This window comes from Nocardioides nitrophenolicus (assembly GCF_016907515.1).
Classification (GTDB): domain Bacteria; phylum Actinomycetota; class Actinomycetes; order Propionibacteriales; family Nocardioidaceae; genus Nocardioides; species Nocardioides nitrophenolicus.
This window is the reverse complement of record NZ_JAFBBY010000001.1, coordinates 3,145,851-3,161,240: the sequence shown is the minus strand read 5'-3', so window position 1 is coordinate 3,161,240 and position 15,390 is coordinate 3,145,851. Positions and strand designations below refer to the sequence as shown.

Sequence of the window (15,390 nt, the reverse complement as noted above, 5' to 3'; positions counted from 1 at the left end):
CTAGGATGCCGCCGACCGGGTTTTACGTTCTTTGGAGGAAGCGTGGACAACGACGTACTCCGTCAGGCGCCACTGTTCAGTGCCCTCGACGACGAGGCGATGGCAGGGCTGCGCACATCTTTGGCCACGACCCGGCTGCGCCGCGGGGAGGTGCTGTTCCACGAGGGCGACAGCGGCGACAAGCTGTACGTCGTCCTCGAGGGCAAGGTGAAGCTCGGCCGCACCTCCTCCGACGGGCGCGAGAACCTGCTGGCGATCATGGGCCCCGGCCAGATGTTCGGCGAGCTGTCGCTGTTCGACCCGGGCCCGCGCTCGGCGACGGTGACCTGCGTGACCGACGCCGAGTTCGCGTCGCTGTCCCACGAGGACCTGCTGCGCTGGCTCGAGGGCCGCCCGACGGTCGCCCGCGGCCTGCTGGCCCAGCTGGCCGCCCGGCTGCGCAAGGCCAACGACGTCGTCGCGGACCTGGTGTTCTCCGACGTCCCGGGCCGCGTCGCCAAGGCGCTGCTCGACCTCGCCGACCGCTTCGGCCGCACCGCCGACGACGGCGTCCACGTCCACCACGACCTGACCCAGGAGGAGCTCGCCCAGCTGGTCGGCGCCTCCCGCGAGACGGTCAACAAGGCGCTCGCCGACTTCGCCTCGCGCGGCTGGCTGCGCCTCGAGCCGCGCTCGGTCGTGATCCTCGACATGGAGCGGATGTCGCGCCGCGCGCGCTGACGCCCGACTCGACGACGCCCCTCCGCGCCCGGCGCGGAGGGGCGTCGTCGTTCAGCGCGCCGCGAGATAGGCCAGCTGGGCCCGCACCGACCACTCCGCCGCGCCCCACAGCGACTCGTCGACGTCGGCGTACACGACCTCGACGACCTCGCGGGGCAGGGTGGGATGCTCTGCGACGTCGGCCGGCAGCCCGTTGGGCGACAGGCCGAGGCGGCCGAGCGCGGACTCGACCTGGGCCAGGCGCTCGCGGCGGTGCACGACGTAGTGGTCGAGCACGCCGGCGGCGTCGGGCAGGACCGGTCCGTGGGCCGGCCACAGCGAGCTCACCCGGCCCTCGGTGACGAGGGCGCGCATCCGGGCGATCGAGTCGAAGTACGAGCCCAGGTCGCCGTCGGGGTGGACGATGACCGTCGTACCGCGGCCGAGGACCATGTCGCCGGTCAGCAGCGCGCCGTCGGCCTCGACGAGCAGCGAGATCGAGTCGGTGGTGTGGCCGGGGGTGGTGAGCACCTCGACGTCGAGCCCGCCGACGGAGAGCACCTCGCCGTCGGTGAGGGGGTCGGCCCGCCAGCACTGTTCGGGGTCGAGCCCGCGCACGCCGCAGCCCATCCGCTCGGCGAAGGAACGGGCGGCCTCGGTGTGGTCGAGGTGGTGGTGGGTGACCACGACGGCCGCCACCTCCCCCGCGACCTCGGCGACAGCGGCGAGGTGGTCGTCATGGAGCGGGCCCGGGTCGACCACGATCGAGCGGCCGGAGCCGGGCTCGCGCAGCACCCAGGTGTTGGTGCCGTCGAGCGTCATGATCCCGGGGTTGGGCGCCAGGACGCAGCGCCCGCGGCCGCCGTACTCCCCTCCGGCCCAGGCCTCGCTCATCGCTCAGCTCCGCCGCGCCGCCACGAGCGGGCGCAGCTGCTCGGGCATCGACAGCGTGAACCCGTCGCCGAGCGGCTCGACCTCCGGCATGAACATGGTGACCGTGCGGTCCTGGCTGGCGGCCAGCACGGCGTCGACGTCGCCGAGGGTGCCGACCTCCAGGCAGGTGAGGTACGTCGGTGGGAGCATCGCGAGCTCGCCGCGGTCGGCCTGGTCGGCGGCCTCGGCGGCCGGGAGCCAGACCACCTCCGAGGACTCCGAGGAGACGTCGCGGGTCACCTGCCCCTCGGGCAGCCGGGCCACGAAGAACCAGGTCCGGTAGCGCTTCGGCTCGAAGACCGGCGTCAGCCAGCCGCTCCAGATGCCGAGCAGGTCGGTGCGCAGCACCAGGCCCCGGCGGTCGAGGAAGTCGGTCATCGACAGCTCGCGCGACTCCAGCGCGACCCGGTCGGCCTCCCAGTCGTCGCCGGTGGTGTCGGCGACCACGGAGTCGGCGGAGGTGCCGGCGAGCAGCACCCCGGACTCCTCGAAGGTCTCGCGGACCGCGGCGCACACCAGCGCGCGGGCCACGTCCTCGGTGGTGCCGAGCCGCGCCGCCCACTCGGCCGGCTGCGGACCGGCCCAGGCGACGGTGTGGTCGTAGTCGCGTGGGTCGACCCCGCCACCGGGGAAGACGCACATGCCACCGGCGAAGTCCATCGTGGTCTGGCGGCGCAGCAGGTAGACCTCCGGGCGCCCCTGCGCGTCGGGGCGCTGCAGCACCACCGTCGCGGCGTCGCGCGGCTCGGCGGCCTGGCGCCGGCCGTCGCCGTACTCGGCGGCGAGGTCGGCCACGTGACCCGGCAGCGGCACCGGCGGCAGTGGAATCCTCATGACCCGGCCAGGATCTCGGCGACGACCTCCACCTCGACCGGCGCGTCCAGCGGCAGCACCGCGACGCCGACCGCCGAGCGGGCATGGACGCCGGCGTCGCCGAACACGTCGCCGAACAGCTCCGAGGCTCCGTTGGCGACCGCCGGCTGGCCGGTGAAGTCGACCGTCGACGCGACGAAGACGACGACCTTGACGATCCGCACCTGCGCGAGGTCGCCGGCGACCGAGCTGATCGCGGCGATGGCGTTGAGCGCGCACTGGCGGGCGCAGGCGTAGGCGTCCTCGGCGCTCACCGTGTCACCGACCTTGCCGGTCGTGATCAGCGCGCCGTCGCGCATGGGCAGCTGGCCGGCGGTGTAGACGTAGCCGCCGCTGCGCGTCGCGGGGACATAGGCCGCGACGGGCGGCACCACGTCGGGGACGGTCAGCCCGAGCTCGGCCAGACGCTCCTGCGGGGTCGCCACGACTCAGCCCTCGGCCGGGCGCTTGAAGTAGGCGATGTCGTTGCCGCCCTGGCCCGGGACGAGGGTGACGAGCTCCCAGCCGTCCTGGCCGAAGTTGTTGAGGATCTGCGCCGCGACGTGGTTGAGGACGGGCGCCACCTGGTACTCCCACTTGGTCATGCCTGGCACCCTACTCACGCGCGCGGGCCGGTGGCGGGGTCCCCCGGTGTGCGGCGCTCAGCCGTAGCGGTTCACGACCCAGAGCATCTCGCGGTACTCGTCGTCGTCCTCGCGCGGCGCCGGGTCGACGTCCTGGGAGGACCGCAGCTTGTCGGGCTCGATGGGCGGGGGCAGGTGCTTGTAGCGCTCCAGCCGGGACTGCTCGACCATGGCGACTCCTTCCGACGTCTTCGATGGTACGCCGCGGATCCACCCGTGGTCTGACGTCCGGGCGCTCCTGTCCGTCTACCGTGGCCCGGTGCACCGGCAACCCTGGCGTCTCGGACCACGCGGCGAGCGGTGGTTCGACGTCACCCTGACCGTCGTCCTGCTGCTGCCGGTGCTGCCCTACCTGTTCTTCGTCGACGCCGTCGACGGGGTGCTGATGCTGCTCCAGATCAGCCCGCTCGTCGCCCGCCGCCGGCACCCGGTCGCGGTGTTCGCCGCGGTCGCGGCGGCCACCGCGGTCCAGCCACTGCTCAACGACCACCCGCTGTGGAGCCAGTTCGCGTTCCCGGTCGCCGTCTACTCCGTCGCCCGGTACGCCGGCCCGCGCTGGGCCGTCGCGGCGCTCGGCACCGGCCTGCTCGGCGCCGGGATCGCCGCCGTCGACTGGCTGCACGGCTTCGGGGCGAACCTGCTCACGGTCGAGAACATCACCGCCTACTCCGTCACGATCGGGCTGTTCGTCGTCGTCGCCTGGACCCTCGGCACGCTCGGCCGCACCCGTCAGGCGTACGTCGACGCCCTGGTCGAGCGTGGCGAGCGGCTGGAGCGGGAGTCGGTCCAGCAGGCCGCGCTGGCCGCGATCGAGGAGCGGCACCGGATCGCCCGCGAGATGCACGACGTGGTGGCCCACGGGCTGACCACGATCGTGGTGCAGGCCGAGGGCGCCCGGGCCGCGGCGGTGCACGACCCGGCGGTGACCGGGCCGGCCCTCGGCACCATCGCGAGCACCGGGCGGGAGGCGATCGCCGAGCTGCGCCGGATGCTGGGCCTGCTGCGCGCCGAGGAGGCGCCGACGGTGCCGCAGCCCCGGCTCGCCGACCTGCCCGCGCTGCTCGACGAGGCGCGTGCGGCCGGGATGCCGGTCGAGGCTCGGCTGGCGCCCGTGCCCGCCGTGTCGGACGGGGTGGCGCTGACGACGTACCGGATCGTGCAGGAGGCGCTCAGCAACGTCCGCAAGCACGCCGGCCCGGGCGCCCGGGCCGCGGTCGCGGTGGGGGTCGACGGCGACGCGATCGTGGTGGAGGTGAGCGACGACGGCCGCGGCGCGGCCGCCCACGACGACGGCCGCGGGCTCGGGCTCGCCGGCATGCGCGAGCGGGTCGCCGCCCACGACGGCACGCTCGTCACCGGGCCGGCGCCGGGCGGCGGCTTCACGGTGTGCGCGAGGATCCCCCTGTGACCGAGCCGATCCGGGTGTTCCTCGTCGACGACCAGGACCTGGTCCGGGCCGGGTTCCGGATGCTCATCGACAGCCAGCCCGGCCTCACCGTGGTCGGCGAGGCCGGCGACGGCGGCGAGGCGCTGGAGCGGCTCGCGGTCACCCGCTGCGACGTCGTCCTGATGGACGTGCGGATGCCCCGCCTCGACGGCGTCGAGGCCACCCGTCGACTCGCCGCCCGGCCCGACCCGCCGCGGGTGATCGTGCTGACCACCTTCGACCTCGACGAGTACGCCTTCGCCGCGATCCGCGCCGGCGCCGCTGCCTTCCTGCTGAAGGACGCCACCCCCGAGACCCTGCTCGACGCGATCCGCACCGTCCACGCCGGCGACTCGGTGGTCGCCCCCAGCACCACCCGCCGCCTGCTCGAGCACTTCGCGGGCGTCCTCCCCGATCCCGCCGCGGCCTCCGTCGTACCGGACCGCCGGCTCGACGCGCTCACCGAGCGCGAGCGGGAGACCCTGGTCCTGGTCGGCCGGGGGCTCTCGAACGCCGAGATCGCCGCGGACTTCGTGGTCTCCGAGGCCACCGTGAAGACCCACATCGGGCGGCTGCTCGCCAAGACCGGCTCGCGCGACCGGGTGCAGCTGGTCGTGCTGGCGTACGAGACGGGGCTGGTCGGGTCCTGAGCGTCCGGGGCCTCGCCGCGCATCTGACGAATGGGCTGTGATCTCGCCGTTCTCAGAGCCCGTTCGTCAGATGCGCGAGGCACACCAGGTCCACCCGTCGTCGTACGCCGGATCAACCCGTGGCCTGACGATCCGCCCGCCGATCCCGGCGAGGCTCGGTGTCATGACCTCCCTGCTCGCCGCCAGCGCTCGCGGCCTCACCAAGTCCTTCGGCCGCGGCGACACGCTGGTCCACGCCCTGCGCGGCGTCGACCTCGACCTCCCCGCCGGCCGGTTCACCGCGATCATGGGCCCCTCCGGCTCCGGCAAGTCCACGCTGATGCACTGCCTGGCCGGGCTCGACCAGCCCACCACCGGCACCGTCTCGGTCGCCGGCCAGCCCCTCGAGACCCTCGGTGACGACGCGCTGACCCGGTTCCGGCGCGACCACGTGGGCTTCGTGTTCCAGGCGTTCAACCTGCTGCCGATGCTCACCGCCGAGCAGAACATCTGGCTCCCCACCGAGCTCACCGGCCGCAACCGGACCGCCGCCGCCCAGCAGCGGTTCGCCGCCATCGTGGAGACCCTCGGGCTGAACCAGCGCCTCGGTCACCGGCCCGCCGAGCTCTCCGGCGGCCAGCAGCAGCGGGTGGCGATCGCGCGGGCGCTGCTGGCCGGGCCGGCGATCGTGTTCGCCGACGAGCCCACCGGCAACCTCGACAGCACCAGCTCGGCCGAGGTCCTCTCGCTGCTGCGCCAGTCGGTGCGCGAGCTGGGCCAGACCGTCGTCATGGTCACCCACGAGATCGAGGCGGCCCGGTACGCCGACGAGATCGTCGTCCTCGCCGACGGCCGGATCACCGAGCGCCACGAGGTCGCGGCCTGATGCGCACCGTCATCCTGGCCTCCCTGCGCACCCACACCCGCAGGTACGGCGCCGCCCTGCTCGCCGTCGTGATCGGCTCGGCGTTCATCGTGGTGACCGCGGCCCTGTCCTCGGCGATGCGCGAGGGGCTCACCGCCGGCATCGCGGAGCCGTACGCCGGCGCCGACGCGGTCGTCGACAGCCCCTCCGCGGCCGAGGCGGGCGACCTCCTCGACGCCGCCGGCGCGAGCGGGGCCGACGCCTGGCTGATCGGCTGGACCATGCAGCAGGTCGCGACCAGTGGCCCGGCGGGCGGCACGACGGGCGGCACGGCCGGCGGCACGGTGATCGACACCGACACCGACATCGGTCAGCTGCCCGACCGCCCGAGCCGGCGCTGGCAGGAGCTGGTCCAGGGCCGCTTCCCCGGCGGTCCGGGCGAGGCGGTGGTCGACACCAACACCGCCAAGGTCGAGCGGATCGCGGTCGGCGACCGGCTCCGGATCGGCACCGGCGGCGACGCGCTCGACGTCACCGTGGTCGGCCTGGTCGACTCGCCGTCGACCTACGCGTACGCCTCGGTCTACGTGCTGTGGGCCGACCTGGCCCGCTGGCAGGACCAGCTGTTCGTGACCAGCCTCGCCTGGGCCGGACCGGATCCGACGGCGGCGATCCACGAGGTCGCGCCGGACGCGGAGGTCGAGGGGGTCGACGCCTACGTCCAGGAGCTGCACCAGCAGGTCAACAGCGGCGTCGACCTGGTGCGGATCATCGTGCTGATGTTCGGCGCGATCGCCCTCGTCGTGGGCGTGCTGGTCATCAACAACACCTTCACCATCCTGTTCGCGCAGCGCACCCGCGACTTCGCGCTGCTGCGCTGCGTCGGCGCGACCCGGAGCCAGGTGCTGCGCTCGGTGCGCCTGGAGTCGCTCGCCCTCGGCGTGCTCGCCGCGGTGATCGGCGTCCTGACCGGACTCGGCGCCGGTCACGGGCTGGTCGCGCTGGTCCGCGCCCAGTGGCCGCAGACCCGGCTCGGCGAGGCGCACGTGACGCCCGCCTGGCTCGCCGGCGCCGCCGTCGTGGCGATCGCGGTCACCCTGGTCGCGGCCTGGCTGCCGACGCGGCGGGCCGTCCGGGTCAGTCCGCTCGCCGCGCTGCGGCCCGACGACAGCACCCAGGTCCGCACCCGCACCGGCCGGATCCGGCTCGCCCTCGGCGTCCTCGCCCTCGGTACGGGCGCGCTCGGGCTGGTCGCGGCGATCGCGACCGCCAACGTCGGCGCCCTCGCCGCAGGCGGGACCGCCGTCTTCCTCGGCGTGCTGCTCTTCGGCCCGGTCCTGGTCCCGGCCCTGATCCGGGCCGCCGGGCCGCTCACGCAGCGCCTGCTCGGCCCGGCCGGGCGGCTGGCCGCCGGCAACGCGGTGCGCAACCCCCGACGGACCGCCGCCACCGCGGCCTCGCTGCTCGTCGGCGTCACCCTCACGACCGCCGTGCTCACCGGCATGGCCAGCTCCCGCAGCGCCCTCAGCGCGGACATGGACGAGCAACACCCGATCGACCTGGCCGTGACCGGTACGGCGCCCCTGCCCGCGGACCTGGAGGCCAGGCTGCGCGCGGTCGACGGGATCGCCGCCGCCGTGCCCGTGCCGGGCGCGGTGGCCCGGATCGGCGACCTCGACCCGCTCCCCCTGCTCCCGGCCACGGCCGACGGCACGGCACAGGTGCTCCACGGCGACCTGCCGACGCCCGGCCCGCGCCAGGTGATCGTGCCGTGGGACCTGATCGGCGACGGCGTCGAGGTCGGCGACCTGGTCCCGGTCACCGTCGGCGACACCACGCGTGAGCTGCGGGTCGCCGGCGGCGAGGGCTGGGGCGAGGCGGCCCTGGTCCGGCGTACGACGCTCGACCGGCTGGCACCCGGCGCGACCACCCGGGCGGTGTGGCTGCGCGCCGCCGCGGACGCCGACCCCGAGGACCTGGCCGGCTCGGTCGAGGCGGTCGCCTCGCCGGTCGACGCGGGCGTCGAGAACGGCCTGGCCAAGCGTGCGTACGTCGACACCCAGCTCGACGTGCTCACCGGCGGCGTCGTCGGCCTGCTCGCGATCGCCGTCCTGATCGCCCTGGTCGGCATCGGCAACACGCTCGGCCTGTCCGTGCTGGAGCGCGGCCGCGAGCACGCCCTGCTGCGGGCGCTCGGCCTCACCCGCCGGCAGGTACGACGGATGCTGGCCGCGGAGGCGGTGCTGCTGTCCGTCGTGGCGACCGTGCTCGGCACCGCCCTGGGCGTGCTGTTCGCCTGGACCGCCGTGCGCGCCCTGGTCCAGCCCGCGGTGGACGGCGCGTCCCTGGTGCTGCCCTGGGGCCAGCTCGCCCTGGTCGTGACCGCGTCCGCGCTGGCCGGCCTGGTCGCGGCGGTGCTGCCCTCGCGCAAGGCGTCGCGGATCACTCCGGCGGCGGGACTCTCGCTCGACTGACCCCCTCGCGTGGGGACGCACCACTAGGCTCCGTCGGGTGAGCGATTGGCCGAAGGTGCGTCTCCACGTCGTCACGGGCAAGGGCGGCACGGGGAAGTCGACGGTGGCGTCGGCCCTCGCCCTCGCCCTCGCGACCCGGGGCAGGAACGTGCTGCTGTGCGAGGTCGAGGGCCGCCAGGGCATCGCCCGGATGTTCGACGTCGACCCGCTGCCCTACCAGGAGCGGCGGCTCACCACCGGGCTGCCGGGCGACGACGGCGGTCGCGGCGTGGTCCACGCGCTGCACATCGACGCGGAGTCCGCGCTGCTGGAGTACCTCTCGATGTACTACCGCCTGGGCCGCGCCGGCAAGGCGCTCGACCGGTTCGGGGTCATCGAGTTCGCCACCACGATCGCGCCGGGCGTGCGCGACGTGCTGCTGACCGGCAAGGTCTACGAGGCGGTGCAGCGCAACAGCCGCAACAAGAACGCGATCGAGTACGACGCCGTGGTGCTCGACGCGCCGCCGACCGGCCGGATCACCCAGTTCCTCAACGTCAGCAACGAGCTGGCCGGGCTGGCGAAGGTCGGGCCGATCAAGGCCCAGTCCGACACCATGATGACCCTGTTCCGCTCCCCGCGGACCGCGGTGCACCTGGTCACGGTGCTGGAGGAGATGCCCGTCCAGGAGACGGCCGACGGCATCGCCGAGCTGCGCACGGCCCGGCTGCCGGTGGGCGGCGTCATCGTCAACCAGGTCCGGCCCCGCGACCTGGACGCCGCCGACCTCGCCGCCGCCCGGGCCGGCACCCTGGACCGCGCCCGGATCGAGGCCGACCTCGCCGCGGGCGGTCTCACGGTCGGTGCCGGGCTGGTCGACGGGCTGCTCGCCGAGGCGGCCGACCACGCCGAGCGCCGGGCGCTGGAGGACTCCCAGCGGGCCCTGGTCGCCGAACTGGACGTGCCGTCGTACGAGCTGCCGCGGATGGCCGGCGGCATCGACCTCGGCGGGCTCTACGAGCTCGCCGGCCTCCTCCGAGAGCAGGGAATGGCGTGATGGCCCGCAGCAGCGCGCACCGACCCTCCCGTGTCGGCCCCACCACCGGCCGGCCGGCCGACCCGCTCGACGTCGACGCACTCCTCGACGACCCCGGCACCGGGATCATCGTGTGCTGCGGCTCCGGCGGCGTCGGGAAGACCACGACCAGCGCCGCGCTCGCGCTCCGGGCCGCGGAGCGGGGGCGCAAGGTCGTCGTCCTCACCATCGACCCGGCGCGCCGGCTGGCGCAGTCGATGGGCATCGAGGAGCTCGACAACACCCCGCGCCCCGTCACCGGCGTGGGGGGCGACGGCCGCCTCGACGCGATGATGCTCGACATGAAGCGCACCTTCGACGAGGTCGTGCTCTCCCAGGCCAGCCCCGAGAAGGCCAAGCAGATCCTGGCCAACCCGTTCTACATCGCGCTGTCGAGCTCGTTCGCGGGCACGCAGGAGTACATGGCGATGGAGAAGCTCGGCCAGATCTACCGCGATGCCCAGGCCGACGGCAGCTACGACCTGATCGTCGTCGACACCCCGCCGTCGCGCTCCGCGCTCGACTTCCTCGACGCCCCGGAGCGCCTGTCCAGCTTCCTCGACGGCCGGTTCGTGCGGCTGCTGCTCGCGCCCGCGAAGGGGCCGGCGAAGCTGATGACCGCCGGGTTCAGCCTGATCACGAATGCGCTCACCCGGATCCTGGGCGCGCAGTTCCTCAAGGACCTGCAGACCTTCGTCACCGCGCTCGACACCGTCTTCGGCGGGTTCCGGCAGCGGGCGCAGCAGACCTACTCGCTGCTCAAGGCCGACGGCACGGCCTTCCTCGTGGTCGCCGCACCCGAGGCGGACGCGCTGCGCGAGGCCGAGTACTTCGTCGAGCGGCTCAGCGAGGACGACATGCCGCTCGCGGGACTGGTCGTCAACCGCGCCAGCCCCGACCCCGGCGGCGAGCTGACGGCCGACGAGGCGATGGCGGCGGCCGAGCGGCTCCGGCGCACCGGCGCGGGCGCGCTGACAGCCGGACTGCTCCGGCTGCACGCCGACCGGGTGCGCATGGTCGAGCGCGAGCGCACGCTGCGCGAGCGGTTCGCGACCGCACACCCGCAGGTGGCGACGGCCGTCGTGCCGGCGCTCGCGGGCGACGTCCACGACCTCGACGGCCTCCGCCGGGTCGGCGATCTCCTCGCCCGGCGCCACTGACCGGGTCAGCGGCGACCGGGCGGGCCGTCGTACGTCAGACGATGGCGATGGTCTCGTCGCGCGCGTCCTCCAGGACCTTGCGCCACGAGGCCGCGGGCCGGCGACGGAGCAGGGCACGACGCTCCCGCTCGGTCATGCCGCCCCAGACTCCCCACTCGATCTGGTTGTCGAGCGCCTCGGCGAGGCACTCGGTGCGAACGGCGCAGCTGGTGCACACCTGCTTCGCCTTGTTCTGCTCGGCTCCCCGGACGAAGAGCTGGTCCGGCTGCTCGTCCCTGCAGGCGGCGCGCGGCGCCCAATCCTCAACCCACATGTCTGTCCCCTGATGCTTCCCACATCCGAAGAGCCGTCGCCCCCACAGCGCTCGGTCTCTCCGACCGAACCAAAGTAAAGGAGTATCGCCAAACCTGATATCGCTCTTTGGGCCCAACCTGTCTAGTCACATCGGACTAGACAGGACGCGGGTGGGGCGGCGGCGACGAGTCGGACCCGTGGGGTGGGGTCCCGTACCCTGACCGCATGGCTCGCACCCGCTTCGACGGCCTTCCCCCCGGCAAGGTGGCCTCCCACCTCGGCGTGATGCTGCTGGTCGCAGCGGTGCTCGGCGTGGTCGTCTCGGGCCTGGCGATCCCGTTCGCCGGCGTCATCGGCTTCTCCGCACGCAATGTGTCCGAGTCGGTCGACGACCTCCCCCAGGAGCTCGAGACCGAGCAGCTGCCCCAGCGCACCGAGGTCCAGGACGCCGAGGGCAAGACCATCGCGACGCTCTACGACCAGAACCGGGTCAACGTCCCGCTGCGCCAGATCTCGCGCACCATGGTCGAGGCGATCGTCGCGATCGAGGACTACCGCTTCTACCAGCACGGTGCGCTCGACCTGAAGGGCACCCTGCGCGCCCTGCTCACCAACCAGGCGGCCGGCAGCGTCGCCCAGGGTGGCTCGTCGATCACCCAGCAGCTCGTCAAGCTGACCCTGATCACCCAGGCCAACGGCGACGAGGAGGCCATCAAGGCCGCCAAGGAGGACAGCTACGGGCGCAAGCTCAAGGAGCTGCGCTACGCCATCGCCCTGGAGAAGCGACACAGCAAGGACTGGATCCTCGAGCGCTACCTCAACACGGCGTACTTCGGCGACGGCGCCTACGGCGTCCAGGCCGCCGCGCAGCACTACTTCAGCACCAACGCCAAGGACCTCAACCTGCGCCAGTCGGCGCTGCTGGCCGGCCTGGTGCAGAGCCCCGAGGCCTACAACCCCACCAAGAACGCCGCTCAGGCCAAGGTCCGCCGCAATGTCGTGCTCGAGCGGATGGCCCAGCTCAACGTGATCCCGCAGGCCGACGCCGACAAGGCCAAGGACCGCAAGCTGGGCCTGAAGGTGCAGGACCAGCCCAACGGCTGCGTGAACTCCGAGGCGCAGTTCTTCTGCGACTACGTCGTGCGCTGGCTGATGACCGACCCCGCCCTCGGCGCCGACCAGGAGGAGCGCCGCCGGCTGATCTTCAACGGCGGGCTGACCATCAAGACCACCGTCGACCTGCGCTACCAGAAGTCCGCCAACGACGCCGTCGCCGCCCACGTCTACAAGGACGACCTCGCCATCGGCGGGCTCGCGCTGATCGAGCCCGGCACGGGCAACGTCCGAGGCCTGGCCCAGTCCCGCCCGATGGGCAAGAAGAAGGGCGAGACCTTCCTCAACTACACCGTGCCCACCAAGTACGGCGACGCGGCGGGAGTCCAGCCCGGCTCCACGTTCAAGGCCTTCGTGCTGGCCGCGGCGATCAACCAGGACATCCCGCTCACCCAGCGGTTCCCGGCCCCCAACCCCGGCCGGTTCCCGCTCAACGACTTCCAGACGTGCGACGGGCCCTACCAGAGCACCGAGATCTGGACGCCCAAGAACTCCACCAGCTCCTCGGCGGCGCCCAACCTCTACGAGGGCACCCGCAACTCGGTCAACACCTTCTTCGTCAACCTCGAGCTGGCCACCGGCCTGTGCGAGCCGTGGAAGCTGGCCCGCGAGATGGGCATCTCCGAGCTGACCGAGGCCAACATCGTGCCGTCGTTCACGCTCGGCGTCGCCGGCGTCAGCCCGCTCGAGATGGCCGAGGCGTACGCCACCTTCGCGGCCCAGGGCCTGCACTGCGACGCGCGCCCCGTCACCGAGATCACCGACGTCCAGGGCAACGTGCTCAAGAAGTACCAGAAGAACTGCACCCAGGTGCTCGCCAGCCCGGTCGCCAACGCCGTCAACGACGTCCTGCGCGGCGTCATCGACGGCGGCTTCGCCGACGCCCAGGACCCGGGCCAGCCGGCGGCCGGCAAGACCGGCACCACCAACGACAACAAGTCCGTCTGGTTCGTCGGCTACACCCCCAACCTGGCCGGCGCGGCCATGGTCGCGGGCGTCAACCGCGAAGGACACCCCGAGTCGCTCGACGGCAAGGCCGTCGGCGGCCGCACCCTGTACTCCTCCTCGGGCTCCACGACCGCCGGCCCGATCTGGGGTGACGCCTTCAAGGCCATCGCCCCGTTCCTCGACGACGTCGACTTCACCCGGCCGTCCTCGAGCGACATCCGCGGCCTGCTGATCACCGTCCCCGCCGTCTCCGGCAAGACCTACGACAGCGCCAAGGCGACCCTCGAGGGACTCGGCTTCAACGTCGTCAACGGCGGCACCGTCGACTCGGCCGTCGGCCAGGGCCTGGTCGCCTGGTCCGCCCCCGGCACCGGCGCCCGGCTGGCCTCCGGCGACACCGTCACGCTCTACATCTCCGACGGCACGCCCAAGGTGAAGAAGGGCAAGGGAAAGAAGGGCAAGGGCGGGCGCGGCAACAACGGCAACGGCCAGGGCTGACGCCCGGCCGCTTCGCCGTACGCCGTCAGCCGAGCTGTCGGCGTACCTCCGCGGCGACGGCGGCGCCGTCGGCCCGGCCCTTGACCTGCGGCTGGACGATGCCCATCACCTGGCCCATCGCCTTCGGCCCGGCCCCCGCCGCGCCGGCCTGCTCGACCGCGGCCGTGACGATCGCGGCGATCTCCTCCGGACCGAGCTGCTCGGGCAGGTAGTCCTGGATCACCGCTGCCTCGGCGCGCTCCTTGGCCGCGCTCTCCGGCCGGTCGCCCTCCTCGAACGCGACCGCGGCCTCGCGGCGCTTCTTGGCCTCGGCCGCGAGGACGGTGAGGACCTCGTCGTCGGTGAGCTCCTTGGCGACCTTGCCGGCGACCTCGGCGTTGGTCACCGCGGTCAGGATCATCCGCAAGGTCGACGAGCGGACGTCGTCGCGGGCCTTGATGGCGGTGGTGAGGTCGGCGCGCAGCTGCTCCTTGAGGGTGCTCATGCGTCGATTCTGCCTGGCGTGGGCGAGACTGGACGAATGGGATTGGGGAGGCGGCTGCTGGCGGCGGCCGGAGCCGGGGGGACGCTCGGGGCCGCGGTGACGACGTACGCACTGTGGGAGGCCCGCCAGTACACCCTGCGCCGGCTCGACCTGCGGGTGCTTCCCGCCGGGATGCGGCCGCTGCGGGTGCTCCATCTCAGCGACATCCACATGACCCCGGGACAGGCGCGCAAGCAGTCCTGGCTGCGCGAGCTCGCCGCGCTGGAGCCGGACCTGGTCATCGACACCGGCGACAACCTGGCCCACCGCGACTCCGTGCCCGTCGTACTCGACAGCCTCGGGGCGCTGCTCGACCGGCCCGGCGTCTTCGTGCACGGCTCCAACGACTACTTCGAGCCCGGCTTCCGCAACCCGATCGGCTACCTGCTCCCCGACGACGACACCCGCCACACCCACGTCCCCCAGCTGCCCTGGCGCGAGCTGAGCGCCGGCCTCACCGGCGCCGGCTGGCTCGACCTCACCAACCGGCGCGAGCGGCTCACCGTCGGCGAGACGGTGCTGGCCCTCGCCGGCGTCGACGACCCCCACCTGGAGTACGACGACCTGGCCGCCGTCGCCGGACCCGCCGACCCCACGGCCGACCTGCGCCTCGGGCTCGCCCACGCGCCGTACCTGAGGGTGCTGGACCAGTACGCCGCCGACGGGTACGACGCCATCATCGCCGGCCACACCCACGGCGGCCAGATCCGGCTGCCGTGGCCCGGCGGCTCCCGCGCGTATGCCACCAACTGCGACCTCGAGCCCGCCCGCGCCCGCGGCCTGCACCGCCACCCCGCCGACTCGCGGCCCGGCGACCCCGGCTCGGCGTGGCTGCACGTGTCGGCCGGGCTCGGCACCAACCCCTACACCCGGGTCCGGATCGCCTGCCGGCCCGAGGCGACGCTGCTGACCCTGCAGCCGCGGTGATCACGCCGCCGGACGCTCGGGAGGCGTATCCCGATTGCGGGTCCGGCACCCGGCTCCGCTATGCTCTCGTGCTTGTGAGTGGGCTTCATCGAAGCTCACGATCGGCGGGCTGTGGCGCAGTTTGGTAGCGCGCCTCGTTCGGGACGAGGAGGCCGCAGGTTCAAATCCTGTCAGCCCGACCGTGTGATGTCTCAAGACATCAGCGAGGCCCGGACCCACGATGGTGGGTCCGGGCCTTCGCGTTCTCGCCCCTGCCCTGTCGGTGGACCCGGCCGGTGTGATGACGCCTGACCCCGCGCGGTGGCCACCTGGCGGCAGCCGCCGTGTCGCCCAGCGGCCAACCCTCGCTCA

General features: G+C 73.4%; 15 protein-coding genes, 1 tRNA gene and 1 pseudogene. 10 read left to right on the top strand and 7 right to left on the bottom strand.

The annotated features are described in order from the left end of the window. Positions 1-42: 42 nt before the first annotated feature. Positions 43-720, top strand: a complete 678-nt coding sequence (locus JOD66_RS15405) for a Crp/Fnr family transcriptional regulator (RefSeq protein WP_141800618.1) — start codon at positions 43-45, stop codon at positions 718-720. Between the two features lie 51 nt (positions 721-771). On the opposite strand, the gene JOD66_RS15400 is transcribed toward JOD66_RS15405, so the two are convergent. Genes JOD66_RS15400 through JOD66_RS15380 form a run of 5 tightly spaced genes read right to left on the bottom strand, consistent with a single transcriptional unit; the run spans position 772 to position 3,299 of the window. Further along, complete coding sequence (locus tag JOD66_RS15400) at positions 772-1,593, bottom strand: MBL fold metallo-hydrolase (protein ID WP_204837718.1); 822 nt, start codon at positions 1,591-1,593, stop codon at positions 772-774. 3 nt (positions 1,594-1,596) lie between these two features. Next, positions 1,597-2,466, bottom strand: a complete 870-nt coding sequence (locus tag JOD66_RS15395; protein WP_204837716.1) for an NUDIX hydrolase — start codon at positions 2,464-2,466, stop codon at positions 1,597-1,599. Then, on the bottom strand, positions 2,463-2,930 hold the full coding sequence (locus JOD66_RS15390; RefSeq protein WP_204837714.1) for a RidA family protein: 468 nt from the start codon (positions 2,928-2,930) through the stop codon (positions 2,463-2,465). Before JOD66_RS15390 ends, JOD66_RS15395 begins: the two co-directional genes overlap by 4 nt. 3 nt (positions 2,931-2,933) lie before the next feature. Further along, on the bottom strand, positions 2,934-3,089 hold the full coding sequence (sp36, locus tag JOD66_RS15385) for a Sp36 family protein (protein WP_162851546.1): 156 nt from the start codon (positions 3,087-3,089) through the stop codon (positions 2,934-2,936). 57 nt (positions 3,090-3,146) lie between these two features. Continuing rightward, on the bottom strand, positions 3,147-3,299 hold the full coding sequence (locus JOD66_RS15380; protein ID WP_204837712.1) for a hypothetical protein: 153 nt from the start codon (positions 3,297-3,299) through the stop codon (positions 3,147-3,149). Between the two features lie 88 nt (positions 3,300-3,387). Here JOD66_RS15380 and JOD66_RS29150 point away from each other — a divergent pair, with 88 nt between their 5' ends. The 6 genes and pseudogenes from JOD66_RS29150 to bagB all read left to right on the top strand — a co-directional run bounded on the left by JOD66_RS29150 (position 3,388) and on the right by bagB (position 10,736). Further along, entirely contained in the window at positions 3,388-4,536 is a 1,149-nt protein-coding gene (locus JOD66_RS29150) for a sensor histidine kinase (protein WP_204837711.1), read from the top strand. Next, entirely contained in the window at positions 4,533-5,204 is a 672-nt protein-coding gene (locus tag JOD66_RS15370) for a response regulator (RefSeq protein ID WP_204837710.1), read from the top strand. Before JOD66_RS29150 ends, JOD66_RS15370 begins: the two co-directional genes overlap by 4 nt. Positions 5,205-5,367: 163 nt before the next feature. Then, entirely contained in the window at positions 5,368-6,069 is a 702-nt protein-coding gene (locus tag JOD66_RS15365; RefSeq protein WP_204837709.1) for an ABC transporter ATP-binding protein, read from the top strand. Next, positions 6,069-8,522 carry an ABC transporter permease gene (locus tag JOD66_RS15360; RefSeq protein WP_204837708.1) on the top strand — a complete coding sequence of 818 codons (2,454 nt, stop codon included), beginning with the start codon at positions 6,069-6,071 and terminating at the stop codon, positions 8,520-8,522. The genes JOD66_RS15365 and JOD66_RS15360 overlap by 1 nt, the downstream gene beginning before the upstream one ends. Positions 8,523-8,538: 16 nt before the next feature. Continuing rightward, positions 8,539-9,558 (top strand): annotated as a pseudogene (gene bagA, locus JOD66_RS15355) (ATPase BagA); the annotation flags it as partial. Beyond that, positions 9,558-10,736 carry an ArsA family ATPase gene (gene bagB / locus JOD66_RS15350; RefSeq protein WP_204837706.1) on the top strand — a complete coding sequence of 393 codons (1,179 nt, stop codon included), beginning with the start codon at positions 9,558-9,560 and terminating at the stop codon, positions 10,734-10,736. The pseudogene bagA and the gene bagB, both read left to right, overlap by 1 nt. Positions 10,737-10,770: 34 nt before the next feature. Here bagB and JOD66_RS15345 read toward each other — a convergent pair whose 3' ends face one another. Then, positions 10,771-11,049, bottom strand: coding sequence for a WhiB family transcriptional regulator (locus JOD66_RS15345; protein WP_204837705.1), 279 nt, complete (start codon positions 11,047-11,049; stop codon positions 10,771-10,773). A 206-nt stretch (positions 11,050-11,255) separates the two neighbouring features. Between JOD66_RS15345 and JOD66_RS15340 the strand changes: the two genes are divergently transcribed. Then, positions 11,256-13,589 (top strand): transglycosylase domain-containing protein, encoded by a 2,334-nt coding sequence (locus tag JOD66_RS15340; RefSeq protein ID WP_204837704.1) that lies wholly within the window; start codon positions 11,256-11,258, stop codon positions 13,587-13,589. Between the two features lie 25 nt (positions 13,590-13,614). Here the strand turns inward: JOD66_RS15340 and JOD66_RS15335 are convergent, their stop codons facing one another. After that, positions 13,615-14,073 (bottom strand): GatB/YqeY domain-containing protein, encoded by a 459-nt coding sequence (locus tag JOD66_RS15335; RefSeq protein ID WP_204837703.1) that lies wholly within the window; start codon positions 14,071-14,073, stop codon positions 13,615-13,617. Positions 14,074-14,109: 36 nt separating this feature from the next. On the opposite strand from JOD66_RS15335, the gene JOD66_RS15330 reads away from it, so the two are divergent. Both JOD66_RS15330 and JOD66_RS15325 read left to right on the top strand, forming a co-directional pair. Beyond that, on the top strand, positions 14,110-15,039 hold the full coding sequence (locus JOD66_RS15330; RefSeq protein ID WP_204837702.1) for a metallophosphoesterase: 930 nt from the start codon (positions 14,110-14,112) through the stop codon (positions 15,037-15,039). Between the two features lie 105 nt (positions 15,040-15,144). Further along, positions 15,145-15,218 (top strand) — tRNA-Pro (locus JOD66_RS15325). The last annotated feature ends 172 nt before the right edge of the window (positions 15,219-15,390 follow it).